This is a genomic window from Pseudonocardia sp. OZ21, from assembly GCF_059359135.1.
Map to the genome: position 1 here is coordinate 71,036 of NZ_JCADBN010000003.1, position 26,353 is coordinate 97,388.

A 26,353-nucleotide genomic window follows, 5' to 3' on the forward strand; every position below is an offset into this window, starting at 1 on the left:
CGGACCCCCTCCGTGGACTGGGCCGATGTTAACGCTCATTAACCCCGCGGTGCCAGTACTCGGAACCATCGGGCCCCGGAAGCGTGGGGGCGCCTGACCCCGTGATCCGCCCCCGCTACGGTCTGGTCGTGCGGGTGCTGCTGGTCGAGGACGAGGTGCCGCTGGCCGAGATGGTGCGGCGCGGGCTCGCGCACGAGGGCCACTCCGTGCACGTCGTGCACGACGGTCTTTCGGGTCTCGCGGCCGCGAGCACCCGCCAGCACGACGTCGTGGTGCTCGACATCATGCTGCCCGGCCTGTCCGGCTACCGCGTGCTCGAACGGATGCGGGCCGCCGACATCTGGACCCCGGTGCTCATGCTCACCGCCAAGGACGGCGAGTACGACGAGGCCGACGCGTTCGACCTCGGCGCCGACGACTACCTGGTCAAGCCGTTCTCCTTCGTCGTGCTCCTCGCCAGGCTGCGGGCCCTCCTGCGGCGCTCGGGGGAGGCGAGACCCACCGTCCTGACCGTCGGGTCGCTGAGCCTCGACCCGGCCAGGCACCGCGTGCACCGCGGCGACACGGAGATCACGCTGACCCCCCGGGAGTTCGGCGTGCTGGAGCACCTGATGCGCCACGCGGGCGAGGTGGTCACGAAGACCGACATCCTGCGCGCGGTCTGGGACGCCCACTACGAGGGCGAGGTCAACGTCGTCGAGGTGTACGTCGGCTACCTGCGCCGCAAGATCGACGCCCCGTTCGGCACGAGCACCATCGAGACGGTGCGCGGGGTCGGCTACCGGATGATCGACCCGCGCTGATCGTCCGCCACCCCTGAACCGCCCCTCCACTGGCGGGGCACCGGCAGGCCGTTCGGATCGGTCTGAGGCACCCCCGGAGTGCCCCACGGGCTCGTCTCCTCACCGGCGGGCACCGCCGGAATCCCCCACGGCCTGGTCTCCGGATCACGCTTCGCGTCCTCGTCACGCACCGGCCGCTGGGCGTACGCCGTGGGCGGAGCGGGGAGCACCGGCCCCCACGGGGCCGCAGGCGTCCCCTCGGCGAGTGGCTCCTGGGGCAGGGTCGCCGGCAGCCGCACGCGGAAGCGGGCCCCGCCCCCCGGCGCGTCGTCCACGGCCACGCTGCCCCCGTGCGCGGCCACGACCTCGGCGACGATCGCCAGGCCCAGCCCCGAGCCGCCGTCGGCCCGGGCCCGGGCCGAGTCGAGCCGCACGAACCGTTCGAACACCCGACCGCGATCCTCGGCCGGCACGCCCGGCCCGTCGTCCGAGACCTCGATCACGGCGGTGCTCTCCTCGCGCGTGACCGTGACGATCACCCGCGAACGCGCGTGCCGGCGCGCGTTGTCGACGAGGTTGCGCACCACCCTGGCCAGCTGCCCGCGGTCGCCGATCACGCGCACGGGTTCGGCGTGCACCTCGGCCACCACCCGGCTGTCGGACGGACGGCCGCGCTCGCTCTCGGCGACCTCATCGAGGTCGACCTCCTCGCGGCGCGGCTGCAGGCCGCGCTCGTCGGCCCTCGCGAGCAGCAACAGCGCGTCGACCAGCCGGTTGAGCCGCTCGGTCTCGCCGCGCAGCGCCGTGACGGTGCCCGGGTCGGTGGGGCCGCGCTGCATGAGCTCGAGCCCGGTGGCGATCGTGGCGAGCGGGCTGCGCAGCTCGTGGCTGGCATCGGCGACGAACCTGCGCTGGACGCCCTGGGAGTCCTGCAGCCTGCCGATCATCGCGTTCATCGTCTCGGCGAGGCGGCCGACCTCGTCGCGTGCGCCGGGCACGGGAACGCGTTGGGCCAGGTCCTTCTCGCTCATCTCGGCCACCCGGGCGCGGATCGCCTCCACCGGCCGCAGCGCGCGGCCCGCGAAGAAGTACGTGGTGAGCCCGGTGACCAGGATGAGGATCGGCACGCCGAAGAGCAGGTAGAAGAGCACGGTGTCGGTGGCGGCCTCGACGCTCGTCAGCGGCAGCGCCATGTAGACCACGACGTGGTTCTCCGCCGACACGGTTCCCGTGGCCACCAGCACGGCCGGGACGGCGGTGCCGTCGGCGCGCCTCACCTCGGTCTTCGGCAGCACCACCCGTTGCCCGTCCTGAGGCCAGAGTGTCGACAGCGGCTGTGAGCGTCCGGCGGTCTCGCTGCCGCCCTCGATCACGGTGACGTCGTCCTCGTCGTCGTCCGACTCGTACCGGACGAGCACCTGGGCCAGGTCGTCCGGGGTGTCGGCGAGGACCGTGATCGCCTCCCGGGCGTTCTCGTTGGCCGAGCCCTCGAAGTTGCCGGCGACCCGCTCGACGAGCTGCTGCGCCCGCCCCTCGGCGGTGACCTGCACCGTGGCGCGCAGCGACTGGCCGACGAGCAGGACCAGCGCGGCTCCCGCGACGATCAGCGCTATGGTCACCACCACCGCGGCCGACAGGGCCGACGCGGCGCGTACGCCGAGACGCGCGCGGATCGCCCTGCGTAGACCGGCCACATCGCGAGCGTAACGATCGGCGCTGTGAGGTCGCTGAGGGTGCCGCGGAGCGGTTAGCAGGCGTTAACCGGGGCGCTACGCTGCCCTGATGGCGGCGTCCCCGGTGGCGGGCACAGGCGGCAGCAGGCGGGAGCAGATCCTCGCGGTCGCGGCGCAGCTGTTCGCCAAGCACGGCTTCCACGGCGTGAGCATCGCCGACCTGGGTGCCGCGGTCGGGGTCAGCGGACCGGCTCTGTACCGGCACTTCCCGAGCAAGGAGGCGCTGCTCGCCGAGATGCTCGTCGGCATCAGCGAGCACCTGCTCTCCGGTGGGCAGGCCCGGCTCTGCGCGTCGGACGACCCGCGGAAGGTGCTGGCGGCGCTCGTCGAGTTCCAGGCCGAGTTCGCCCTGCGCGAGCCGGAGCTGATCGTGGTGCAGGACCGCGACCTGGCGAACCTGCCGGCGGAGGCACGCAGGCGGGTGCGCAGGCTGCAGCGCACCTACGTCGAGATCTGGGTCGACACGCTGCAGCGGGTACACCCGGGCCTGACCGCCGAGTCGGCCCGGATCGCCGCGCACGGCGCGTTCGGCCTGCTCAACTCCACTCCGCACAGCGCACCGGGCCGCAGTGACGGGCAGCCGGCCGCCGCCGCGGCGCTGCTGTCCCGGATGGCGCTCGCGGCGCTCATGGACCTGCCCCGCTGACGCCGGCGCGGCGCCAGGGGGCTGGCGCGCGGGACCCTCGACAGGAGACGATGTCCGCTGGTCCTGTCGTTCCCACCGGCGCGAGCGGCCCCCAACCGCCGAACCGGAGGCGCCAGTGAGCGACCGTGCGACGCCGATGCTCCACAGCTCCGTACCGGGCGTGCTGACACCCGATCCGCCTGCTGCCCGTGGCGCGGGCGCACCTCGGGACGTCGCCGCCCACGCCGGCGTCACCTCCGAGTCCGGCCACGAAGCGCTGCGGGCCGACATCCGGCGGCTCTCGACGATGCTCGGCCAGACCCTCGCCCACCACGGCGGCCCCGAACTGCTGGAGCTGGTGGAGCAGGTCCGCAGGCTCTCCCGGTCGGCGATCGAGGCGGGCGGTGACGGCGACGCGGAGATCACGCGGCTGCTCTCCGGCCTCGACGCGGGCACCGCGGTGTCGCTGGCCAGGGCGTTCTCTCAGTACTTCCAGCTGGCCAACATCGCCGAGCAGCGTCACCGGGCCAGGGAGCTCGCCGCTTCCGACCCCGGGGGCCGCGGCCCCCTGCGCCGGCTCATGGAGCAGCTCGCCGAGTCCGCCGACGACGGCGGGCCCGGCCGCGCCGAGGTCGAGGCCGTGCTGGCCCGCACCGAGCTCAGGCCGGTGTTCACGGCGCACCCCACGGAGTCCTCGCGCCAGTCGGTGCTCGCGATCCTGCGCCGGGTGGCCGACGGGCTGGACCGGGGGGCGTCCGACGAGTCGCTCGGCGCGCTGGTCGACCTGCTGTGGCAGACCGACGAGCTGCGCCCCGACAAGCCCACCGTCGCCGACGAGGCCCGGGCCATCGGCTGGTACATGGAACAGCTCGGCCGCACCGCGGTACCCGAACTGCTCGGCGAGTTCGAGCGCGAGGTGCGCGCAGCCGGGTTCACCGTGCCCGACGGCGCACGCCCGCTCGTGCTGGGCTGCTGGGTCGGCGGTGACCGCGACGGCAACCCGAACGTCACCCCGGCCGTCACCCGCGAGGTCCTCGAGCTGTACTCCGAGCGCGCCATCCGCATCCACGACGGCCTGGTCGAGGAACTGGTCGGTGAGCTGAGCGTCTCCACCCGCGTGATCGGGGTGTCGGAGGAGCTGCGCGGCTCCCTGGCCCGCGACCGCCGGGCCCTCCCCGGGATCCACGACCGGTTCATCCGGCTCAACGCCCACGAGCCCTACCGGCTCAAGCTCTCCTACATCCAGGCGCGGCTGGCCAACACGCGCGAGCGCATCAAGCTCCACGGCGAGCACCGGCCGGGGGTCGACTACCTGGGCCCACACGGCTACATCGCGGACCTGGCCGTGATCGACCGTTCCCTGCGTGCCCACCTCGGTGGCCGGATCGCCGACGGCACCCTCGCCCGGGCCCTGCGCACCGCGCGGGCGCTCGGCCTGCACCTCGCGGAGCTCGACGTCCGCGAGCACAGCGAGCGCCACCACGAGGCCCTCGGCGCGGTCTACGACGCGCTCGGCGAGCTGCCGAAGCCGTACGCGGAGCTGTCCCGCGAGGAGCGCACGCACCTGCTCGCGCGCGAGCTCGAGGGCGGGCGCCCGCTGGTGCGCAGGCACTACGGGCTCCCCGCGGCGGCCGTGGACGTCCTGGCGACCTTCGACATGCTCCACGACGTCCAGCACGAGTACGGCCAGGAGGTGGCGCGCACCTACATCGTCTCCATGTGCCAGGGCGTCGACGACGTGCTGGCCGTCGCCGTCCTCGCCCGCGAGGCGTTCATGGTGGAGCTGCACCGCGACCCGCGCTCGTCCATCGACCTGGTGCCCCTGTTCGAGACCGTCGAGGAGCTCTCCCAGGCCGGGGCGCTGCTCGACGGCCTGCTGTCCGTTCCGGGCTACCGGCAGCACGTACGCAACCGCGGCGACCTCCAGGAGGTGATGCTCGGGTACTCCGACTCCAACAAGGGCGCCGGCATCACCACGTCGCAGTGGGAGATCCAGCGCGCGCAGCGCCAGCTGCGCGACATCAGCGCCAAGCACGGGATCCGGCTGCGGCTGTTCCACGGCCGCGGCGGGTCGGTCGGACGCGGCGGTGGCCCGTCGGCCGAGGCGGTCGCGTCGGCGCCGTTCGGGTCGGTCGACGCCACGATGAAGGTCACCGAGCAGGGCGAAGTCATCTCCGACAAGTACTCGTTGCCCGCGCTGGCCCACGACAACCTCGAGATCATGCTGTCCGCCGTCCTGGAGGCCACGCTGCTGCACCAGTCCGCCCGCTGGGGCGACAGCAAGCTGGACCGCTGGGACGAGGCCATGGACGTGGTCAGCGACGCCGCCCGCGAGGCCTACCGCGGGCTCGTCGGGCGTCCGGGCCTGCCCGAGTTCTTCTCCTCGGCCACGCCGGTGGACGAGCTCGGGCGGCTCAACGTCGGCTCCCGCCCGTCCAGGCGGCCCGGCCGCGGTGCCCCCACCCTCGACGACCTGCGCGCCATCCCGTGGGTGTTCGGCTGGACGCAGACCCGGATGGTGGTGCCCGGCTGGTACGGGCTCGGCTCGGGGCTGCGCGCGGCCCGCGCGGCGGGCTACGGCGAGGTGCTCGACGAGATGCGGGACTGGGCGTTCTTCACCAACCTGCTCGGCAACGTCGAGATGACGCTGACGAAGACCGACCTGCGCATCGCCGGGTTCTACGTCTCGGAACTGGTGGAGCCCGACCTGCACCCGATCTTCGACGACATCGTCGCCGAGCACGAGCGCACCCTGCGCGAGGTACTGAAGCTCACCGGGAGCACCACCCTGCTGGCGCGCCACCCGGTGCTGCGCAACACCCTCGCGGTGCGCGCGGCCTACCTGGAGCCGCTGCACCACCTGCAGGTCGAGCTGCTGGCCCAGCGCCGCCAGACCGAGTACCCGGATCCGGACCTGCACCGCGCACTACTCCTGACGATCAACGGCATCGCGGCGGGCCTGCGCAACACCGGCTGACGTGCCGGCCCGGGTCTCCTCACGGGCGGCGGTGGACGGTCGGCGCCTCGCCCGTGCTGCCGCGGTTCACGCCCACGAACCCGCGGGCGGCCGCGTCGCCACCGTAGGCCGCCTGCACACGGGGTCCGGACGCCCGCAGGCCTCCGTCCACCGTGATGTCCTCGCCCGTCAGGAACGGCGCGGCGGGGCCGGCCAGGAAGGCGATGACGTCCGCGATGTCCTCGGGGCGCCCGAGGTCCGGCCACGGCTGCGCCTGCGCCATCACGTCGGCGGCGGTGGCCGCGCCGCCTGCCACCAGCGGCGTCGCCACGAGCCCCGGGCAGACGGTGTTGACCCGGATCCGGTCCGGCCCGAGCTCGGTGGCGGCAACCCGGCCGAGGTTGATCACCGCCGCCTTCGCCGCCGAGTAGGCCTGCGGCCCTGCTCCCGCCGAGAACCCGGCGATCGAGGCGACGTTGACGATGGACCCACCCCGCCCCGCCGCCCTCATGGCGGCCGCACCGTGCTTGATCCCGAGGAACACTCCGCGCACGAGCACCGCGAAGGTGTAGTCCCAGTCGCTGACCTCGATGTCGGTGAGCCGCCCGAAGGCGCCTCCGACGCCTGCGTTGTTCACCACACAGTCGATCCGCCCGAACTCCTCGACGCACGTGGCCACCGCCGCCTCGACGTCGGGTTCCTGAGCGACGTCGGCACGGACGAACCGGACGGCCGCACCGAGTTCGGCGGCCGCTTCGGCGCCGTTGGCGGTGTTGAGATCGGCGAGCACGACCCGCCATCCGTCCTGGACCAGCCGCTGCGCCGTTGCCCTGCCGATACCGCTGCCGCCGCCGGTGACGAGGGCGGCTGGGAAGTCGTTGGCCATGACGTCGATCCTGCCCGCGTGGGCGGCGGAGTGAACCGCGTCTCCCGTCTTGCCGGATTGTTCAACGATCCTTACGCTCAAATATCCTGGTCGGCGAAGAGCGGGCCCCGCGGATTGGACAAGCTGTGAGAGTGGACCTCAACTCTGATCTCGGCGAGTCGTTCGGCCGGTGGGTGCTCGGCGACGACGACGCAATGCTCGATCTGGTCACCTCGGCCAACGTGGCCTGCGGCTTCCATGCCGGCGACCCCTCGACCCTGCGCCGGACCTGCGCCAAGGCCGCCGACACCGGCGTGGTGGTGGGCGCGCAGGTCAGCTACCGGGACCTGGCGGGATTCGGCCGCCGGTTCATCGACGTGGAACCCGGGCAGCTGGCCGACGACATCATCTACCAGATCGGCGCGCTCGACGGCATGTGCCGCGTGAACGGCACCGCGGTGCGCTACGTCAAGCCGCACGGAGCGCTCTACAACACCGCGGTGCACCACGAGGCGCAGGCCGAAGCGATCGTGGCCGCGGTACGGGCGTACGACCCTTCGCTACCCGTGCTCGGCCTGCCCGGATCGGCGCTGCTGCGTGCCGCCGAGGCAGCAGGACTGCGGACGGTGCGCGAGTTCTTCGTCGACCGCGGGTACACGCCGGAGGCCACCCTCGTGCCCCGCTCCCAGCCGGGAGCGCTGCTGCACGACCCGGAGGAGGTCACGGCCCGGCTGCTGCGGATGATCGACGACGGCGTCGTGACGGCCGTTGACGGCACCGACGTGCGCGTGAGCGCGGAGTCCGCGTGCGTGCACGGCGACTCACCGGGAGCTGTCGCGATGGCCACGGCCGTGCGGGCGGGCCTCGACCGCGCCGGCGTCGCACTGGCGCCGTTCGCCGGGGAGCGGGCCGGGTGAACGTTCTTCCGTTCGGGGACACGGGCCTGCTCATCGAGGTGGACGGCCTGCCCGAGGTGCTCGCGCTCGCCGACGCCGTGCGCGCGGCTCCACCGGCGGGCGTGCTCGACATCGTCCCGGCGGCACGGACGGTACTGCTCACCTTCCCCCCGCGCACCGACCTCGGCGCGGTGCGCCGGGAGGTGCTGGCGCTGACCGTGGAGCCGGGATCATCACCACCGGACGGGAAGACGATCGAGATCTCCGTGATCTACGACGGGCCCGACCTCGACGAGGTGGGGCGGCTCACCGGCCTCGACGCGGCCGAGGTGGTCAAGGCCCACACGGGCACGCCGTGGCGCGTCGCGTTCGGCGGGTTCGCCCCTGGCTTCGCCTACCTCGCAGGGGGTGACCCGCGCCTGGACGTCGAGCGCCGGTCCGAGCCGCGGACGTCCGTACCCGCCGGGGCCGTCGGGCTGGCCGGTGAGTTCAGCGGCATCTACCCGCGCGCGTCCCCGGGCGGCTGGCAGCTGATCGGCCACACCGACGCGGTGCTGTGGGACGTCGACAACGGTGCTCTGCTGGAGCCGGGTGGCATCGTGCGGTTCGTGGAGGCCCCGTGAGCACCCGCGCGTTGGAGGTGCTGGCGACCGGAGCGTTGGCGCTCGTCGAGGACCTCGGACGGCCAGGGCTCGGGGCGTCCGGCGTCGGACGCTCGGGGGCCGCCGACCGCAGCGCGCTCCGCCTGGCCAACCGGCTGGTGGCCAACCCCGAGGACGCGGCGGGGATCGAGGTCGTGTTCGGCGGCCTGGCCGTTCGCGCCTCGCCCGACAACCGGTTGCCGCTCACCGTGGCACTCAGCGGCGCCCCGGCCCCGGCCGACGTCGACGGCGCCCCGGTCGGCCATCACGCACTGGTGACGGTGCGTCCAGGGCAGGTGCTGCGGCTCGGGATTCCGCCCACCGGCCTGCGCACCTACCTCGCGGTGCGCGGCGGCATCGCCGTCGAGCCGGTGCTCGGCTCACGCAGCACGGACGTGCTCGCCGGGCTGGGGCCGCCGAAGCTCGAAGCGGGCCAGGTGCTCCCCGTCGGCCCGGAGCCGACCGAGCTCCCGCTGGTGGACGTGGCGCCGGTGGCGGTGCCGCCCGGTGGTGCCGTCACGCTGCGGGTGATCATGGGACCCCGGTCGGACCGGCTCGCCGACCCCGCTGCGCTCGCCCGCACCGCCTGGACTGCTTCGAGCCGCAGCGACCGCGTCGGGATGCGCCTGGAGGGTGCGCAGCTGGAGCGCGCCGGTTCCGGCGAGCTGCCGACGGAAGGCATGGTGCGCGGGGCGATCCAGGTGCCGCCCGGCGGGGAGCCGGTGCTGTTCCTGGCCGACCACCCGGTGACCGGTGGGTACCCCGTGGGCGCCGTGGTGCTCGACGCCGACGTCGACCGGGCGGCGCAGGTACGGCCCGGCCAGACCGTGCGGTTCGTCCTCGTGCCGCCGCCGTGGAAGGACGAGAACTGACGCGCCGGACGGCTACCGGCGCCGGGACAGCGCGACGCCGACCAGGCAGATCACGCCCCCGACGAGCGCCAGCAGCGCCGGCACCTCACCGAGCAGCAGCCCGGACATCACGATCGTGATCGGCGGCACCAGGTACGTGCTCACGCCCAGCCGGCCGGCGTCCATCCTGGCCAGGGCGTAGGCCCAGGTGCTGAAGGCCAGCGCGGTGGGCACGATGCCGAGGTAGAGCAGCCCGGCCGTGGCGCCTGCCGGGGCTGCGGCGACGTCGGTGAGCAGCGCAGGGGTGAACGGCAGGCAGGCGACGGCGCCGATCGTGCAGGCCAGCCAGGTGACCTGGAGCCCGGGCAGCCGCCGCAGCACGAATTTCTGAGCCAGCACGCCGACCGCGTAGGTGACCGCCGCCACGAGACAGAGCAGCACACCGAGGATGTCGGACCGGTCCAGGTGCGCCGTCGACGCGCCGACGAGCACGGCGCCGCCGAACGCGACCAGCGCCCCCACCACCAGCCACCGCGGGAAACCCTCACCGAGGAGCAGCCCGGCGAACAGCGCGATCAGGATCGGTCCGACGTTCACCACCATGGCGGCGGTACCGGCGTCGACCCGTTGCTCGGCCGCGTTGAGCGCCACGTTGTAGACGCCGAACCAGGCGATCCCGCAGAGCGCGATCAGCGCCCACTCCCGCGCGGTGGGGGTGACCCAGCGCCTGGCGACCAGCATTCCCGCACCCAGCGCGAGCGACCCGATGAGCAGCCGTCCCAACGCCAGCGGACCGGGGTTGTAGGACTCCCCGACGGCGCGGATGGCGACGAACGCCGACGCCCACGCGCAGACCGTGACCACCACGGCGGCCACCGCGCTCCACCGGTAGCGGGAGGTGGGGACAGCGGGAGTGGCCGGGGTCGCCTGCTGGGTCACGGGTCGACGCTAGCTCCGGGCTTCCCCCTGATCCACGCGGATTTCGGCCATTACGCGCCGAGATCCTGACGGCTCGCGCGGCGTCGCGAGGCGCGTGGGCGCGCCGCGGCCCCGCAGCACCGTCGAGTCGCCGAGCGTCCAGCGGGCGGCCTCCGCCTCGTCCGCCAGCCCGACGGCGGCGCCGGTGGCGAGCACCCGCCCGGGCACCGTCTTGGCCAGCTCGGTGAGCCGTGCGGCCTCGTTCACCGGGTCGCCGATCACGGTGTACTCGTAGCGCCGCACGTCACCCACGTTCCCGGCCACGGCGTCCCCGGCGGAGACGCCGATCCCCGCGGTGGCCTCCGGCAGCTCGGCGGCCAGCCGCGCAGCGAGCACCCGGCCGGCTGCCAGTGCGGAACCCGCCGGGTCGGCGGCGTCGACCGGCGCGCCGAACACGGCCAGCGCCGCGTCGCCCTCGAACTTGTTGACCCAGCCGCCGTGCTCCTCCACCACCTCGACGACCACGGCGAACAGGCGGTTGAGCAGCCCGACCACCTCGGTGGGCGGCCGCTTCGCCGCCAGGGCCGTCGAGCCGACGAGATCGACGAAGAGCACGGCCACCCGGCGCACCTCGCCGCCGAGCCGCACCTCGTCGGTGGCCGCCGCCACCCGGGCGACGTCACGGCCGACGTGCCGGCCGAAGAGGTCCCGGATGCGCTCCCGCTCCCGCAGGCCGCTGATCATCGTGTTGAAGCCGGACTGCAGCTGCCCGAGCTCCGTGCCGTCGTAGACCGTGACGCTCGCGTCGAGGTCGCCGCCCTCCACCCGCCGCATCGCCCGGCGCACCGCGTTCACGGGGTCGGCCACCGCGCTCGCCGCTCCCACGGTCACCAGCAGGCCCGCGACCAGCGCGGTGGCCCCGACGGCCAGCACGATCACCGCGAACCGGTCGGCGGACACGTCGCCGTAGATCAGCACGGACACCGCGGAGAGCAGCAACCCGACCACCGGCACGGCCGTGCCGAGCGCCCAGAACAGCAGCGCCCTGACCACGACCCCGGGCAGCGCCCGCCGCCGTGGATCCTGCGCCGCCAGCACGCGCGCGGCCGTGCGCCGCAGGATCCGCTCGCTGAGCAGGTAGGACAGCGCGCAGGTGGTGATGCCGCCCAGCACGATCGTCTCCCCCACCGAGACGGCGAGCCGCAGTGACCAGCGGGCGTTCAGGCAGGCGAACAGGGCGGCGGCCACCGCCCAGAGCACGGCCTGCACGGTGACCAGCCGCAGCGGGCCGTGGAGCACCAAGCGCTGCTCCGTCAGCTGGGCACCGTCGGACCCGGGAGTGCGCAGCCGGAACCGCCGGGCTCCCCACAGCAGCCCGATCGGCACCGCCAGCAGCAGGTAGCCGCCGAACGTCACGAGGTTCAGCAGCCGCACGGTGGCCGGATCCGCGAGCGGTCCTTCGGGCAGCACCCACGCCGCGAGCACGAGCACCACACCGGCGCCGGCCACGTTGGCGACCACCACGACCACGGCGAGCGCGATCCGCGTCGGCAGGTCGAGCACGGACCGCGCCATGATCGGGCAGCGTAGGGCGGCGCTCCCGATCGCGACATGGCCACGTGTCGCGGTAGCGCAGCGCCCCCCACCCGCGAGTCGCCCGTTCTGAGTGCGCGAGTCGCCCGCTCCGGGCCCCCGAGTCGCCCTGATCACCACGAGATCCACGGTTCCGCCCCCGCGAGGGCCGAAAAGCGGATCTCGGGCGCACCCACCCGCGAGTCGCCCGTTTCCGGTGCGCGAGTCGCCCGATTTCCGTGCGCGAGTCGCCCCATCCGAGGCCGACGGGTCAGCTGCGGACGGTCGCGGTGAGGTGTACGGCCCCCACGTGCTTGCGCACGTCGAGGTTCCAGCCGTCCACGGCCGGGGCGGCGTGCAGCTCGACCGTGCTGGGCAGCAGCAGCGGCTTCCCGAACGCGACGTCGTAGGTGAGCGCGGCGGGGAGGCGGCCCTGCAGCGCGGCCAGCGCGCGTCCGGCCGTCCACATCCCGTGGGCGATGGCCCGCGGGAAGCCGAAGGCCCGTGCGGTCAGCGGGTGCAGGTGGATCGGGTTGACGTCGCCGCTGACGGCCGCGTAGCGACGGCCGGTGCCGGCGTCCACCCGCCAGACCGCGGCAAGGGCTCCGCCGGACACTCCCGGCGGCGGGGCCGGCGCCGGATCACCGTCGGCCGCGGGAGCCGTGGCGCCCCGGGCGAGATACGTGCTGCGCCCGTGCCACACCGGCTCGGTGCCCGCGTCGACCCGCGCGACGAGATCAACCTGCGCGCCCTTCGGGTGCGCGACGAAACGCTCGGCGTGCACCCGGATGTCGAAGGGCTCGGCGGCGTCGATCCCCCGGTGGACGGTGATCGTGTTGCGGACGTGCACCAGGCCCGGCAGCGGCAGCGGGAACGCCCGGTCCGCCATCAGCTCGACCTGCAGCGGGAACGCCAGCACGTGCGGATACGTCGGCGGGAGAACGTCGTCCACCGCGAAGCCGCAGACCCGCGCGTACGCCGCGAGGTGCGCGCGGTCCACGGACACGCCCTCCCGCGACAGCTCGCCGTCCGGGAGCACCGACGCGCGCCGCCCGATCGACCCGACCGCGGCCTTGAGGTAGAGCGGGCCCAGTTCCATCACGCCCCCAGGATGCTCTGCCCGCACACCCGCACGACCTGTCCGGTGACCCCACCGGTCTCGGCCTCGGCGAGCCAGCCGACCATCTCGGCGACGTCCACCGGCAGCCCGCCCTGGCGGAGGCTGTTGATCCGGCGCCCGGCTTCGCGGGTGCCCAGCGGCATCTTCCCGGTCATCTCGGTCTCGATGAAGCCCGGAGCCACCGCGTTGACCGTGACGCCCCGCTCGGCGAACCGGGGCGCGAGTGCCCGCACCATCCCGATCACGCCCGCCTTGCTCGCGGCGTAGTTGGTCTGGCCACGGTTTCCGGCGATCCCGCTGGTGGAGGCGATGCACACGATGCGCCCGGTGTCGCTGAGCAGGTCACCGGCGAGCAGCGACTCGTTGATCGCGAGCTGCGCCCGCAGGTTGACGGCCAGCACGGCCTCCCAGCGATCGGCGTCCATGTTGGCGAGCAGCTTGTCGCGGGTGACGCCCGCGTTGTGCACCACCACGTCGAGCCTGCCGTGCCGTTCCCGCACGTGCCCGAGCAGCCGATCGGCGGCGTCGGGTGCGGTGATGTCGAGTTGCAGCGCGGTGCCGCCGACGCGGTTCGCCACGCGCGAGAGCGCCTCGCCCGTGGCCGGGATGTCGACCGCGACGACCGTGGCGCCGTCGCGGGCGAGGGTGTCGGCGATGGCCGCACCGATGCCCCTGGCCGCGCCGGTGACCACGGCGACCCGCCCGGCCAGTGGCCGCACGACCTCGTCGGGTGCGTCCATGCCGATCGGGTCCTGAGCCGGCCCGACGGGCACGCCGACCCGCACGACCTGCCCGTCGACGTATGCCGAGCGGGCCGAGAGGAAGAAGCGCACCGCGGAGTCGGTGGCCGCGGGCGGCGCGTCGGGGGGCACGACGAGCAGGTTGGCGGTAGCGCCCGCGCGCACCTCCTTGGCCGCCGACCGCACCAGCCCGTCGAGAGCCTGGGCTGCGGCGGCGGCCTCCACGTCGCCCGTGCCGGGCTCCGGGCCCAGCAGCACCAACCGCCCCGACGGGGCGAGCCGCCGGACCGCGGGCGTCAGGAACTCCCGCACGGCGGCGAGGTCGTCGAGCGTGCGGACGCCGGTGGCGTCGAGGACGGCTGCGGCGACCTTGCCGTCCCCCGCCGCGTCGGCGACGTCGGCGTCCTTCAGCAGGGCACGGATCTGTTCCGCGTACCGGCCGGCGCCGACGGCCCCCACGAGCGCAGGCCCGTCGAGCAGCGGCTGACCGGGCGAGTAGCGGCGCAGCACCGGGATGCGCGGCACGCCGAGCCGCCGGACCAGCTGGTTCTGCGAGAGATCGCGCAGCGTGTCGTTGGACATGTCAGTTCCCCTCGAGGATCGCGACGACGCCCTGGCCGCCCGCGGCGCAGATGCTGATCAGGCCCCGGCTCTTCCGCCCGCCCACGCTGCCCTTCTCGTGCAGCAGCTTCGCCAGCGTCGCGACGATGCGCCCGCCCGTGGCGGCGAAGGGGTGGCCGGTGGCCAGCGAGGACCCCGTCACGTTCAGCTTCGAGCGGTCGATCGCGCCGAGCGGGCCGTCCAGCCCGAGCCGCTCCTTCGCGAACGCCGGGTCCTCCCACGCCGTGAGCGTGGCGAGCACCGTGGACGCGAACGCCTCGTGGATCTCGTAGAAGTCGAAGTCCTGCAAGGTGAGGCCGTTGCGCTCGAGCAGCCGCGGCACGGCGTACAGCGGCGCGGTGAGCAGGCCGTCGGACCCGAGCACGAAGTCGACCGCCGCGGTCTCCGCGTCGACCACGTGCGCGAGCACCGGCAGCCGGTGCTGCGCCGCCCACTCGTCCGACCCGAGGAGGACGGCCGCCGCGCCGTCGGTGAGCGGCGTGGAGTTGCCTGCCGTCATGGTGGCGCCCTCGCCCCGGCCGAACACGGGCTTGAGCTTCGCAAGCTTCTCCACGGAGGTGTCGGGCCGCAGGTTCTGGTCGCGGGTCAGCCCTAGGTAGGGCGTGACCAGGTCGTCGAAGAAGCCGCGGTCGTAGGCGGCGGCCAGGTTGCGGTGGCTCGCGACGGTCAGCTCGTCCTGCTCCTCGCGCCGGACGTGCCACTCGAGGGCGGTGAGCGCGGCGTGCTCGCCCATCGACAGCCCCGTGCGCGGCTCGGCGTTGCGGGGGACCTCCGGGACGACCTGCCCGGGCCGCAGCCCGCGCAGCGCCGTGAGCCGGGCGCCCAGCGAGCGCGCCCCGTTGAGCTCCATCAGCACCCGGCGCAGGCCGTCGTTCAGCGCGACCGGCGCGTCGCTGGCCGTGTCGACGCCGGCGGCGACACCGCTCTCGATCTGCCCGAGTGCGATCTTGTTGGCGACGAGGATCGCGGTCTCCAGGCCGGTGCCGCAGGCCTGCTGCACGTCGTAGGCGGGGGTGGTGGGCGAGAGCGTGCTGCCGAGCACGGCCTCGCGGGTGAGGTCGCGGTCGCGGCTGTGCTTGAGCACCGCGCCGCCCGCCACCTCACCGATCCGCTCGCCCGCCAGCCCGAAACGGGCGGCGAGCCCGTCGAGGGTGGCTGTGAGCATGTCGAGGTTGGACGCGCGGGCGTACGCGCCGTTCGCGCGGGCGAAGGGGATGCGGTTGCCGCCGATCACGGCGGCCTTCCGGGTCTCCGGCACAGGTTCCTCCCGGGGTCTGGGCTTCAGGATGGGTGTTACCCGTCAGTAGCCGATACTCAAAGTACACGGTACTCTCGGTGCCGTGAAGATGGTCCGGGACAAGCGAACGAGCCGGTGGGACGCCCACCGGCGCGCCCGCCGTGCCGAGCTGACCGACGCCGCGATCGCCGCGATCCGCGCCCACGGTGCCGGCGTCGGGATGGACGACGTCGCGGCCGGGGCCGGCACCAGCAAGACCGTGGTCTACCGCCACTTCACCGACCGCACCCAGCTCTACGTCGCCGTCTGCGAACGGGTGGCCGAGGTGCTGGTGGCGCAGGTGCGCGCCGCGATGGCCAGCAGCGAGAGCCCCCGCGCGAAGACGGCCGCCGCCATCGCGGCCTACCTGCGGCTGATCGAGCACGACCCGGAGGTCTACCGGTTCGTCGTGCACCGCCCACTCGTCGACAGCGCCCTCGACGCCGACCCGGTGGCCGACCTCGTCTCGCTCATCGGAGACGAGGCCGCCGCCGTGATCGCCGCACAGCTCCGCCGCGCGGGTTCCGACACCGGCGCCGCGGCGTCGTGGGGCCACGGCATCGTCGGGCTCGTGCGGGCGGCGGCCGACAACTGGCTGGCCCGCCCCACGGGAACGACCCGCGACGAGCTTGCCGCCCAGCTCACCGATCTGGCCTGGTCCGGACTCTCCGGCGTCGTGGCTCCCCGCCAGGCTTCCCACAAGGAGGAACCCGCATGACGTCCGACCCCCGCGAGCTCCAGCGCGTCCTGGACGGCCGGTGGGCCGACGTCCGCGCCGAGGTTCGCGCGCAGCTCGGGGAGCTGCGGCTCACACCCGGGGCCGATCTGAGCACCGAGGAGTACCGCGCACTCACCACCGACAACCTGCGGCGGCTGGCCGAGAGCGGGCGCCCGCACCAGGGCTTCGACCCGGCCTACGGCGGCGGGGGCGACGTCGGAGGCGTGGTCACGGCGTTCGCCGCGCTCGGCTACGGCGACCTCTCGCTACTGGTGAAGGCCGGTGTGCAGTGGGGGCTCTTCGGTGGCGCCGTCCAGATACTGGGCACTTCTCGTCATCATGACAAGTACCTGCGGGCGATCATGGACGGCGACCTGCTCGGATGCTTCGCGATGACCGAGACCGGCCACGGCTCCGACGTCCAGCACCTGCGCACCACGGCCACCTACGACCCGGCCACGCAGGAGTTCGAGATCCACACGCCCGACGCCGGCGCGCGCAAGGACTACATCGGCAACGCCGCGCGCGACGGGCGAATGGCCGTCGTCTTCGCCCAGCTGATCACCGGCGGCGTCTCGCACGGGGTCCACGCCCTGCTCGTCCCCATCCGCTCCGACGACGGCACGGCGCTGCCCGGCGTCACGATCGGCGACTGCGGCCGCAAGGCGGGCCTCAACGGCGTCGACAACGGCAGGCTCGCCTTCGACCACGTGCGGGTGCCGCGGGAGAACCTGCTCAACCACTTCGCCGACGTCGCCGAGGACGGCAGCTACTCCAGCCCGATCACGAGCGCGTCCCGCCGGTTCTTCACGATGCTCGGCACGCTCGTCCGCGGCCGCATCAGCGTGGCGGGCGGCGCGGGCACCGCCACGCAGAAGGCACTCGCACTGGCCATCCGCTACGGCGCCACGCGGCGCCAGTTCGCCGACCCCGAGACCGGCGAGGAGGTGGTGGTGCTCGACTACCTCGTCCACCAGCGCAAGCTGCTCCCCGCCCTCGCGAAGACGTACGCGCTGCACTTCGCCCAGGCCGATCTCGTGTCGGACATGCACGACCTGCAGTCGTTCGCCGGGGAGCCCGGCTCGGACCGCGACATCGAGGCGGAACAGCGGGACCTGGAGACGAGGGCGGCGGGCATCAAGGCGGTGGCCACCTGGCACGCCACCGCCACGATCCAGACCTGCCGCGAGGCGTGTGGCGGCGCCGGCTACCTCGCGGAGAACCTGCTTCCGCAGCTCAAGGCCGACACGGACGTGTTCACCACCTTCGAGGGGGACAACACCGTCCTGCTGCAGTTGGTGGCGAAGACGCTGCTCTCGGACTACGGCCGCCGGGTCGGGCAGCTCGATCTGGTGGGCAAGGCCCGGTTCGCCGCCGGCCTCGTGGCCGGTTCGGCGGCCGAGCGCACCGGCCTGCGGGCCGTCGTCCGGCGCGGGGACGTGCGCGACCGCGCCTGCCAGCGGTGGCTGCTCGTCGAGCGCGAGGAGCACCTCCTGGCCGCGGCCGCCCGCCGGATGCGCAGGGCCCTGGCTCCCGGAGCCGACCGGTTCGCGATCTTCAACGGCACCCAGGACCACGTGCTGGTGGCCGCGCGGGCCCACGTCGACCGCATCGTCTTCGACTCCTTCGCCGCAGCCGTCGACCGGGTGGAGAGCCCGGCCGTGCGCGGCCTGCTGGAGCAGGTGCGCGAGCTGTACGCGCTCTCGGTGATCGAGGGCGACCGCGCGTTCTTCATCGAGCACGGGTACATCAGCCGGCGCCGGGCCAAGGCCGTCACCCAGGCCGTCAACACGCTCTGCGGTCAGCTGCGGCCGCAGGCCAGGACCCTGGTCGACGGGTTCGGCATCCCGGAGGCCTGGCTCGACTGCCCGCTGCTCGACGGCGAACGGGACAGCCACGCCGCCCCGACCGACCCGTCACCGTCTCTGGAGGAGCCGACCGACCTGGCCTCGGTGGGCTGACCCCGACCCGCCCCCGGGCAACTCACCCCCCGAAACCGGGCGACTCGCCCCCCACAACCGGGCGACTCGCGGAACCCCCCGCGAGTCGCCCGTTTCCGGTCCGCGAGTCGCCCGCTTCTCGTGCGCGAGTCGCCCGGGGGATCACCCGTCCTCGGTCCACTCGTCCTGGGGCTCGCCGGGACGGTGCACCCCGAACGACCACTCGAAGCCCTCGGGGTCGACCACCCGGGAGCGGTAGTTGCCCCACTCCGTCGACTCCGGGGGCCAGATCGTGGTCGCGCCTGCCTCCACCGCGTGGGCGTACAGCGCGTCGACGTCAGCGGGGACGGGGACGCTGAGGTAGACCCCGTAGCCCATCGTGTCGCCCTTGCGCGGCGGGCGCTCGTAGCCGTCGTGGTCGCTGAACACCACGACCACGGCGTCGCCCAGCCGGAGTTCGGCGTGGGCGATGCCCCCGCGCTCGTCGGGGAACGACATGGTCGTCTCGAACCCGAAGGCCCGCTGGAGCCACGTGATGGCGGCCGGAGCGTCGCGATAGCCGAAGAGAGCGTGCAGATCGGCGTGGGGCTGTTTCGTCTCGGTCACCCGACGATCGTGGCCACCTCTGCGGTCAGCTCCTGTCCTGATCTCCAGGAACGTCGGGTCACGGCGAGCGCGCGATTCCCTCCCACCGGACGGTCCAGCTCCCGTCGTCCGAGAACCCCGGCGCCTGGCCCGGCGGCCCGCCGTCCCACCCGGCAGCCATCAGCGCCACCGTTGCCAGCAGCCCGCCGTTACCGGGCAGGTAGACCGGCAGCTGGTCGGTCTGCCGGTTGTGCCCGCTCGGCAGGTGGGTGTTCTTCGGGGTTCGGCGTCCGTCCGCTGACGGGTCAGGACCGACGCGATCCACTCCGAGTAGCGGCTGCGGCGCCACGAGCCGGCAGGCGCGGCTTGCCCGGGGGTGTGGCCGGCGGCGAGTACCAGCGGCGTGGCGTCGACTACCCGTGTGGCCGCGCCCTGCGGCACACAGCTGATCGATTGGACGCGCCGCGGTCGCCGTACTCCCGCGGGTACGCACCACCCACGAGAACCCGGCCGAGGAGGCGCTGCTCGCCGTGGAGATCCGCCGCCGGGTGGACGGCATCGTCCTGGCCGCCTCCCGGCTCCCGGACGACGAGCTCGCCGAGCTGGTTCCCCGGCTCGAGCCGGTCGTACTGGTGAACCGCGAGGTGCCGGGGCTCGACGTGCCGTCGCTCTCGGTCGACCACCACGCCGGCGTCCGCGTGCTGGCCACGCACCTGTTCGGGCTGGGCCACAGCCGTCTGGTCTACCTGGCGGGCCCGCAGGCCAGCGCCTCGGACCAGGAACGGCTGCACGGGCTGCGCGCCGCCGTGTGCGACACCGCCGGTGCGGAACTGGTGGAGCTGCGCTGCGGATCGGGCTTCGCCGACGGTCAGGCCGCCGTCCCCGCCGTCGTCGCCTGCGGCGCCAGCGGAGTGGTCGCCTACAACGACCTGATGGCCTTCGGCGCGCTCAGCGGGCTGCACGAGCTGGGGATCGCGGTCCCGGAGCAGATCTCGGTGGTCGGCTTCGACGACATCCCGTTCGCCCGCTTCACCACGCCCCCGCTCACCACCGCCTCCGTTCCGCAGTTCGACCTCGGCGAGCAGGCATGGCAACGGCTCTGGGCGCTGCTCCAGGGTGGACCGCCGCAGCACAACGTGACCTACCGGCCGCGGCTGGAAGTGCGGGGCAGCACCGGCCCTGCCCCCGGCGGCGCCGGTGGGGAGTGACCACCTCGCAGGTCACCGGCAGCCGGAGGCCTACCGTCGGTCCGTCGCCGTCAGCGTTGTAGAAGGAGTGCGGATGATCGTCGTCACCGGAGTCACCGGCAAGCTGGGCGGGCTCGTCGCGAAGGACCTGCTCACGCGCGTGCCGGCCACCGATCTCGTCGCTGTCGCGCGAACCCCGCAGAAGGCCGCCGCCCTCGCCGACCAGGGTGTCGAGGTCCGCGCCGGGGACTACGAGGACCCCGAGTCGCTCCGGTCCGCCTTCGCGGGCGCCGACGTCCTGCTGTTCGTCTCGTCGCCCGACATCACCCCGGGCACCCGGCCGCGCCAGCACGGCAATGTGATCGACGCGGCACGCGCGGCCGGGGTCGGCCGGATCGTCTACACCAGCGCCATCGGGGCGCAGGACGGCGTCGGGTTCCTCGCCGACCACACCGCCACCGAGAAGCTGCTCCGCGAGTCGGGCGTGCCGCACACCCTGCTGCGCAACACGTTCTACATGGAGGCGCTCGTCAACCCGGGGCTGCGGGCGGCCGCCGAGTCCGGGGAGCTGCTCGCGGCCGACGGCGGGCAGCCGGTGAACTTCGTGACGATCGCCGACCTGGCCCTCGCCGCCTCGGCCACGCTCACCGGCCCGGGCCACGAGGGCACGGTGTACGAGGTGCGCGGCCCACTCTGGACGGTGCCCGACCTCGCCCACACCCTCAGCGAGGTCTCCGGGCGCCCCGTGACCTACCGGGCGGTGCCCGCCGACGACCTCGGGCCGGCCGCGTTCGTGCACCGGCTCATCGCGTCGGGCCTGTTCGCGCAGCCGTCCGACGACCTGGAGAAGCTGCTCGGGCGGCCGGGCACCGGCCTGCGCGACGCCGTGGTCGCGGCGCTGGGCTGACACCCGGTGGTCGCCCGGCGTCGGTGGCGGTGACGTCACGGCGGGTCGCCCGCGGGCGACTCGCGCGCAGGAATCCGGCGACTCGCGGGAACCGGACGGGCGACTCGCGGGCTGGAAACGGGCGACTCGCGGGACCGGAGCGGGCGACTCGCGCACGCGAAACGGGCGACTCGCGGGGTCAGCTGGTGGGGCGGCCTGCGGTGAGCACCCGGGGTCCGTCGTCGGTGATCGCGATGGTGTGCTCGGTGTGGGCCGCCCGGCTCCCGTCGGCGGTGCGGAGCGTCCAGCCGTCGGGGTCGGGGCGGTAGGCGTCGGACCCGCCCGCGTGGAACATCGGCTCCACCGCGATCACCAGCCCGGGCTGCAGGACGAGACCGCGCCCGGCCCGGCCCTCGTTGGGGACGTGCGGCGCCTCGTGCATCTCCCGCCCCACGCCGTGGCCGCCGTGGCCCTCCAGCAGCCCGTACCCGCCCGAGCGGCCGACGGAGCCGATCGCGTGGGCGACGTCGCCCATGCGGGCTCCGGGCAGCGCGGCGGCGATGCCGGCGGCGAGGGCCCGCTCCGTGGTCTCGATGAGCGCGAGGTCCTGCGGGTCGGCCGGACCCACCACCGTGCTGAAAGCGGCGTCGGCGCACCATCCGTCGAGGTGCACGGCGAGGTCGACGCTGAGCAGGTCCCCTGGCCGCAACGGTTGCTCCGACGGGATCCCGTGCACCACCGCGTCGTTCACGCTCGCGCAGATCACGGCGGGGTAGGGGGACGGGGCGAACCGCGGGTGGTATCCCAGGAAGGTCGGGCGCGCACCCGCGGCGGAGATCCGCTCGGCGGCGAGCGCGTCGAGCTCTCGCGGCGTGACACCGGGGGCGGCATGCTCGCGCACGGCGGTGAGCACGTCGGCCACGATCTTCCCGGCAGCCTCGACGGCGTCCACTTCGGCCGGGGTCTTCATTGCAATCATGCAGATAACTATACCGGTATTACTATCGGCGCCATGGTGCGTGTCCCCCTGACCCCGGCCGACCGCGAGCGTGGCGAGCGGCTCGGCCGCCTGCTCCGCGCAGCCAGGGGGGAGCGCAGCCTCGCCGACGTGGCCGGTGCCGCCGGGATCTCGGCGGAGACCCTCCGCAAGATCGAGACGGGCCGCATCCCCACCCCCGCGTTCTTCACGGTCTCGGCGCTGGCCGGGGCGTTGGGCCTGTCGATGGACGCTCTGGTGGTCGCGGCAGCGCCGATGTCGGAGGAGCCGGACGCTCAGGCGGTCTGACGATCACCCCACCCCCACCGCGGCGCGAGCGATGACCTCCTCCACGGTGAGCGCGCTCGACGGGTGGTGGCTCAGGCACATCGGCTCCTGCACCTTCTCGAACGCCAGACCCTCCCCTGCCACGTAGAACTGGCCGGACGTGAGCCGCGAGATGTCGCTCACGTGGCCGCCCTTGGCCCTGGCGAGCTCGGTGGCCGCGTTGATCTGGGCGCCGGAGTTGAGGAACCCGAAGAACTGCGTGGCGGCGTTGCCCGGGATGCGGTTGTGCAGGCCCTTGGGCGCCTGCGTGGCGAACACCAGCCCGAGCCCGTACTTCCGCGCCTGCGAGGCCAGCGAGATGGTGCTCTCGGTGCAGGCGGTCATCGCCCCTGACGGCGCGAACGTCTGCGCCTCGTCCATCACGAAGAGCCCACCGAGCGGCCGGTCGCCCGCCGGGTTCGCCTTCACCCACGAGAACAGCGCCATCTGAAGCTGGTTGACGAAGCTCTGGCGCTGCTCGTCGGACGGCAGGCCGACGAAGCTGATCACCGAGATGCGCGCTCTCTTGCCCTCCCGCGGTGTGAGCAGCACCGACGGGTCGGCCTTCTCCCCGGAACCGCCGAACAGCGGATCGTTGATCATGGCTGCCGTCAGCGCTTCCGCCATCTCCGCGGCGAGCTTCTGGCCGTTGCGCAGCCCGCTGATGCCCTCGGGCAGGTCACCGAGCAGGTCGATGAACCCGCCGAGGGACGAGGCGCCGTGGCCTGCGTAGTAGGTGAGGACCTCCCGGAGGACCGCCCGGCCCGACTCGACCTTCCGCCCGGTGAGCTGCGCCCGGGGAGCGAGGCTCGCGACGGCCGCACCGACCGCGATGGCGAACTCGTCGTCGTCACCGAGGACGGCGGCGAAGTCCGGGAGCGGCTGGAACGACAGCGGCCGCCCCTTCGAACGACCGGGTGTCCACACGACCACCTCGGTCTGGTCGAGGTAGGCGGCGGCCTTCTCCCCGTCACCGTCGCGCCAGTTGGCCGGCGGCTCCGGCCACGCGTCGCCCAGCCGGGCCAGGTCGTTGTTGGGGTCGAGCACGATCGCCGACACCCCGTGCAGCGCGCACTCCTCGACCAGCCGCCGCAACAGCACCGTCTTTCCCGACCCCGATCCGGCGAAGACGACGGTGTGCTTGCGCAGCGACTCGAGCGGCACGTGCACGTCGCGCTGGTCGGCGGCGGACCGGCCGACCGGCACGGTCGGTACCCGGGGCCGGGGCACCGGGCTGGGGCGCCACGCCGCCGGGGGTTCCGGCCGCTCACCGGTCGCATCCTGGCTCGCGGCGCCCTGCTCGTGCAGCGGCTCGGCGGCATCCGGAGGCGCGGGTGCGGGTGCGACCTCCGACGGGACGGGCGCGGCGGTGACCTCCGACGGGACGGCGGCGGCATCCGGAGGTGCGGCGTCGGCCAGCGTCCGCCGGAACAGCTCGGTCGATCCGGCGGGCCTGCGGGCGGCGAGCCATTCCAGGAACCCCGGCTTCTGGGGGCGCTGCATCACCTCCAGCGCCGCGAAGGTGCGCAGGTCGGCCTCGCTGATCGGGACGACGATCCCGCCCAGCTCCTCCAGTTCGGCGACGACCCGGGCCGTCACCGGGCCGCTCGGCCAGGAGGCGTTGCGGATCACCACGAGCGTGCGCTTGTCCCCGCCCGCCCCCAGGCCGGATTCGGTCCGCGCCGAGCCGATGCGGCTCTGCACGGCGCGGGGATGCTGGTGGGCGATCGCCCGGAACGCGACGTGGGTCTCGTCCTCCGTCTGTTCGTCGAGGGTGCGCCGGAGCCGGGCGTGCAGCGCAGGCTTGCGCCCGCGCGCCTGGTCCACCACGAGCAGCTGCCCGCTCTCCCCGAACTCCGCGATGTACGCGCTCAGGCCCGCTGTGAGCAGGGCCGGCATCCGTTCGTCCTCGCTGTCCTGGTCCAGCGGACGCGCGACATCGGCCTCCTCGCGCAGCCGGGCGAACCAGTCGTCCATCGCCAGCAGGACCGCATCGTCAGCAGGCCCTACCGGGCCGGGACCGATGATCCGCTCGGTGAGCTCATCCAGCTCGCGCACCTCGCCGGAGTCGAGGCAGTCGCGGATGTGGGAGTCGACGCGCTGCAGCAGGCGCCGGGGTGTGAAGTTCCGCGCGCTCGGGACGGCGAAGGCCGCCGGCCGGACCGGCCACGTCTCGTACGGCGGGGTGAATCCGACCTCGGCGTACCAGCTGCTGAGGTGCTGCGCGACCAGCGCCGTGGCGACGTCCGCGTCGGGCATCGCGCCCTGCAGCACCGACACCCGGAACCGGTCGGATGCGGAGTTGACGGTGTGGCCCCTGATGATCTCCCAGGACGCCGGGATGCACGCGACGATCGACAGCGTGCGGCGCGTCGCCTCCCGTAGCTCCATCAAGCCGTCGGCGATCTCACCGACCAGAGCGTTCCGCTTCGCCCTCGTGTCGGCGGCGACTCCCGTGGCCTCGTCGGACTGGTTGATCAGCCCGTCGATCTGGTCGACCGCGATCACGGTCGGCCCGGTGAGCGCCAGCAGCCGGGACAGGTCGCGCAGCACGAGCTGGCGCGGCCGGGTTCCGGGCCGGAAGCACCACTCCTCGCGCGCGGCCTCCTCGACGTCACCGTCGAGGGTCAGGTAGCCGTAACCGATCTCCTGCACGTCCGGGTGGTCGGCGCGGAACAGCACGAGCGCCCGGAGGGTGTTCTGGCAGTCCGACCAGATCTGCCGGTCGACCTTGCGCAGACCGGCCACCAGCTCGTCGAGGTCGGCCCGGGACACCGGGATGGTCCCCCCGATGCGCGCCTGTCCCAGCGGCGACATCCCGGCGAGCGCCGCCAGCCTGCGCAGCAACGGGGTGAGCTGGTCGACCTGGCCCGCGTCGAAGCCGTCGATGATCCCGTGGACGGCACTGCGCCAGAACTCGTGCCCCTCCAGCAGCTTGACCAGGAAGAAGTAGCCGTCGCTCTCCTGCACCTGCTGGCGCACCCAGCGCAGCAGGTGCGTCTTGCCCACACCGCGCTCGCCCTGCAGTACGACACCGATCGGGCTCGCTCCGGTGCTCGCACGCGCGGCCTGCACGGAGTTCAGCACCGACTCCGCAACCCGCTCGTGCAGGCCCTCTACGTGGTGGGTGACGGGGCTCCAGACGTCGTCCGGGGCGACCGCCCAGTTGAACTGGACGGCGGCGAGCGCCATCCGCTCCTCGTCGGTCATTCGGCCTCGATCATGAGCAGGTGGCGCTCGTCGCCGCCGAAGCGGACGGCGGCGGCGCGGTCGGCCTCGGCGAGCGCCTTCTGGTTGGACTCGGCCTGGACGTGCACGCCGGGGGTGCTCGCCATCCGTTCGAGCTCGGCATCGACGGCCTCGCGGGACACGTCCAGCAGCTCCTCCCGCAGCTCGGCGAGACCGACCCAGGCTCCTGGACCCTTCGCGAGGCGGAGGTACGCGCTGCGGATCTGCTTCTCGGCATCCGGCTGGAAGATGTCGGAGAGCTGCTGCCCGGACCGGGCGAACCGCCGGCTCAGCCCGGCCAGCAGGGCGTAGCACGCCCCACCCAGGTAGCCCGCTCGATCCGGGCGCTGCGCGGACAGCTCCGCGGTGCACCACGCCCAGCCGTCGTCGGTCAGCTCGTGGGCGAAGCTGCGGCCGACCTTGCGGGAGGTCACCAGCTTCTGCTCGTTCAGCCGGCGGCGGGGCGTCCCGTCCAGGGTGAAGCCGGCCACGGTGCGCAGCTCCGCGTTCGTCAGCTCACGGGCCTCGGCCATCAGGGCCAGCAGGGCGGCCCGCTCACGCATGGTCAGCTGGTCGGTGGGCACGTGTGGTCCTCCGGGTTCGGGGTCGTCGAGGAAAAGCCGCGCGCCCGTGGTGATCGGCGAGCGGGGACGGCGCGGCGAGCGCGGACCGTCCAACGGGAGCACGCGTTGGGGAGGGAGCCCGGCGGCAGCGGTCCGCGGGACCGGTCGGGCAACACAGGGCGGCGGCGGTCACCAGGGTGGCCACGAACACCCCGCACGGCCGTGCGAGTCGCGCATCCAACCCTTCCCGAGCCGATCACACCGAGCGAGCGAACCCTACGGTGCGTCCTGGCTCCGGAACAGCTCCATCCGGCCGATCATGAAGCGGCCGAGGGGCGGAACTCGTG

At 73.7% G+C, this 26,353-nt stretch carries 23 protein-coding genes; 11 read left to right on the forward strand and 12 right to left on the reverse strand.

The genetic code is table 11. From position 1 onward, the window contains the following. Positions 1-128: 128 nt before the first annotated feature. A complete protein-coding gene (locus tag AC5L35_RS07195) occupies positions 129-803 on the forward strand; it encodes a response regulator transcription factor (protein ID WP_495058769.1) in 675 nt (224 codons plus the stop codon). Here the strand turns inward: AC5L35_RS07195 and AC5L35_RS07200 are convergent. Further along, entirely contained in the window at positions 779-2,476 is a 1,698-nt protein-coding gene (locus AC5L35_RS07200; RefSeq protein ID WP_495058770.1) for a sensor histidine kinase, read from the reverse strand. The two genes, AC5L35_RS07195 and AC5L35_RS07200, sit on opposite strands and share 25 nt — an antisense overlap. Before the next feature lie 88 nt (positions 2,477-2,564). Between AC5L35_RS07200 and AC5L35_RS07205 the strand changes: the two genes are divergently transcribed. Beyond that, positions 2,565-3,161: an SACE_7040 family transcriptional regulator gene (locus AC5L35_RS07205; protein ID WP_495058771.1), complete on the forward strand. Its 597-nt coding sequence runs from the start codon at positions 2,565-2,567 to the stop codon at positions 3,159-3,161. Between the two features lie 115 nt (positions 3,162-3,276). Next, entirely contained in the window at positions 3,277-6,117 is a 2,841-nt protein-coding gene (gene ppc / locus AC5L35_RS07210) for a phosphoenolpyruvate carboxylase (protein WP_495058772.1), read from the forward strand. 19 nt (positions 6,118-6,136) lie between these two features. Here ppc and AC5L35_RS07215 read toward each other — a convergent pair whose 3' ends face one another. After that, positions 6,137-6,982 carry an SDR family NAD(P)-dependent oxidoreductase gene (locus AC5L35_RS07215; RefSeq protein ID WP_495058773.1) on the reverse strand — a complete coding sequence of 282 codons (846 nt, stop codon included), beginning with the start codon at positions 6,980-6,982 and terminating at the stop codon, positions 6,137-6,139. 125 nt (positions 6,983-7,107) lie between these two features. Here AC5L35_RS07215 and AC5L35_RS07220 point away from each other — a divergent pair, with 125 nt between their 5' ends. From AC5L35_RS07220 to AC5L35_RS07230, 3 genes are read left to right on the forward strand one after another with little or no spacing between them, the layout of a single operon-like run. Next, positions 7,108-7,878 carry a LamB/YcsF family protein gene (locus AC5L35_RS07220; protein WP_495058774.1) on the forward strand — a complete coding sequence of 257 codons (771 nt, stop codon included), beginning with the start codon at positions 7,108-7,110 and terminating at the stop codon, positions 7,876-7,878. Then, positions 7,875-8,480 carry a 5-oxoprolinase subunit B family protein gene (locus AC5L35_RS07225; RefSeq protein WP_495058775.1) on the forward strand — a complete coding sequence of 202 codons (606 nt, stop codon included), beginning with the start codon at positions 7,875-7,877 and terminating at the stop codon, positions 8,478-8,480. The genes AC5L35_RS07220 and AC5L35_RS07225 overlap by 4 nt, the downstream gene beginning before the upstream one ends. After that, positions 8,477-9,370, forward strand: a complete 894-nt coding sequence (locus tag AC5L35_RS07230; RefSeq protein ID WP_495058776.1) for a 5-oxoprolinase subunit C family protein — start codon at positions 8,477-8,479, stop codon at positions 9,368-9,370. Before AC5L35_RS07225 ends, AC5L35_RS07230 begins: the two co-directional genes overlap by 4 nt. A gap of 12 nt (positions 9,371-9,382) precedes the next feature. Here the strand turns inward: AC5L35_RS07230 and AC5L35_RS07235 are convergent, their stop codons facing one another. The 5 genes from AC5L35_RS07235 to AC5L35_RS07255 form a co-directional block, all read right to left on the reverse strand. Further along, positions 9,383-10,288, reverse strand: coding sequence for a DMT family transporter (locus tag AC5L35_RS07235; protein ID WP_495058777.1), 906 nt, complete (start codon positions 10,286-10,288; stop codon positions 9,383-9,385). 9 nt (positions 10,289-10,297) lie between these two features. After that, a complete protein-coding gene (locus AC5L35_RS07240; RefSeq protein ID WP_495058778.1) occupies positions 10,298-11,842 on the reverse strand; it encodes an adenylate/guanylate cyclase domain-containing protein in 1,545 nt (514 codons plus the stop codon). A gap of 268 nt (positions 11,843-12,110) precedes the next feature. Further along, positions 12,111-12,938 (reverse strand): MaoC family dehydratase, encoded by an 828-nt coding sequence (locus tag AC5L35_RS07245; protein ID WP_495059246.1) that lies wholly within the window; start codon positions 12,936-12,938, stop codon positions 12,111-12,113. Beyond that, complete coding sequence (locus AC5L35_RS07250; RefSeq protein ID WP_495058779.1) at positions 12,938-14,281, reverse strand: 3-oxoacyl-ACP reductase; 1,344 nt, start codon at positions 14,279-14,281, stop codon at positions 12,938-12,940. Before AC5L35_RS07250 ends, AC5L35_RS07245 begins: the two co-directional genes overlap by 1 nt. A 1-nt stretch (position 14,282) precedes the next feature. Further along, positions 14,283-15,578, reverse strand: coding sequence for an acetyl-CoA C-acetyltransferase (locus tag AC5L35_RS07255; protein WP_495058780.1), 1,296 nt, complete (start codon positions 15,576-15,578; stop codon positions 14,283-14,285). A gap of 88 nt (positions 15,579-15,666) precedes the next feature. On the opposite strand from AC5L35_RS07255, the gene AC5L35_RS07260 reads away from it, so the two are divergent. Together AC5L35_RS07260 and AC5L35_RS07265 are read left to right on the forward strand one after the other, a co-directional pair. Beyond that, positions 15,667-16,314: a TetR family transcriptional regulator gene (locus AC5L35_RS07260; protein WP_495059247.1), complete on the forward strand. Its 648-nt coding sequence runs from the start codon at positions 15,667-15,669 to the stop codon at positions 16,312-16,314. Beyond that, a complete protein-coding gene (locus AC5L35_RS07265; RefSeq protein WP_495058781.1) occupies positions 16,311-18,275 on the forward strand; it encodes an acyl-CoA dehydrogenase family protein in 1,965 nt (654 codons plus the stop codon). The genes AC5L35_RS07260 and AC5L35_RS07265 overlap by 4 nt, the downstream gene beginning before the upstream one ends. 141 nt (positions 18,276-18,416) lie before the next feature. On the opposite strand, the gene AC5L35_RS07270 is transcribed toward AC5L35_RS07265, so the two are convergent. Beyond that, positions 18,417-18,860 carry a VOC family protein gene (locus tag AC5L35_RS07270; protein WP_495058782.1) on the reverse strand — a complete coding sequence of 148 codons (444 nt, stop codon included), beginning with the start codon at positions 18,858-18,860 and terminating at the stop codon, positions 18,417-18,419. 58 nt (positions 18,861-18,918) lie between these two features. Continuing rightward, entirely contained in the window at positions 18,919-19,164 is a 246-nt protein-coding gene (locus AC5L35_RS07275) for a hypothetical protein (protein WP_495058783.1), read from the reverse strand. A gap of 205 nt (positions 19,165-19,369) precedes the next feature. Here AC5L35_RS07275 and AC5L35_RS07280 point away from each other — a divergent pair, with 205 nt between their 5' ends. Together AC5L35_RS07280 and AC5L35_RS07285 are read left to right on the forward strand one after the other, a co-directional pair. Next, positions 19,370-20,047 carry a LacI family DNA-binding transcriptional regulator gene (locus AC5L35_RS07280; RefSeq protein WP_495058784.1) on the forward strand — a complete coding sequence of 226 codons (678 nt, stop codon included), beginning with the start codon at positions 19,370-19,372 and terminating at the stop codon, positions 20,045-20,047. Between the two features lie 73 nt (positions 20,048-20,120). After that, entirely contained in the window at positions 20,121-20,933 is an 813-nt protein-coding gene (locus AC5L35_RS07285; protein WP_495058785.1) for an SDR family oxidoreductase, read from the forward strand. A gap of 178 nt (positions 20,934-21,111) precedes the next feature. Here the strand turns inward: AC5L35_RS07285 and map are convergent, their stop codons facing one another. After that, positions 21,112-21,891, reverse strand: a complete 780-nt coding sequence (map, locus tag AC5L35_RS07290) for a type I methionyl aminopeptidase (protein WP_495058786.1) — start codon at positions 21,889-21,891, stop codon at positions 21,112-21,114. 33 nt (positions 21,892-21,924) lie between these two features. Between map and AC5L35_RS07295 the strand changes: the two genes are divergently transcribed. Next, complete coding sequence (locus AC5L35_RS07295) at positions 21,925-22,197, forward strand: helix-turn-helix domain-containing protein (protein WP_495058787.1); 273 nt, start codon at positions 21,925-21,927, stop codon at positions 22,195-22,197. A 3-nt stretch (positions 22,198-22,200) separates the two neighbouring features. Here the strand turns inward: AC5L35_RS07295 and AC5L35_RS07300 are convergent, their stop codons facing one another. Next, the gene (locus AC5L35_RS07300; RefSeq protein WP_495058788.1) at positions 22,201-25,425 is read right to left on the reverse strand and encodes an ATP-binding protein; all 3,225 of its coding nucleotides are present in this window, start codon (positions 25,423-25,425) and stop codon (positions 22,201-22,203) included. Beyond that, a complete protein-coding gene (locus tag AC5L35_RS07305; RefSeq protein ID WP_495058789.1) occupies positions 25,422-26,027 on the reverse strand; it encodes a hypothetical protein in 606 nt (201 codons plus the stop codon). Before AC5L35_RS07305 ends, AC5L35_RS07300 begins: the two co-directional genes overlap by 4 nt. Positions 26,028-26,353 lie beyond the last annotated feature (326 nt).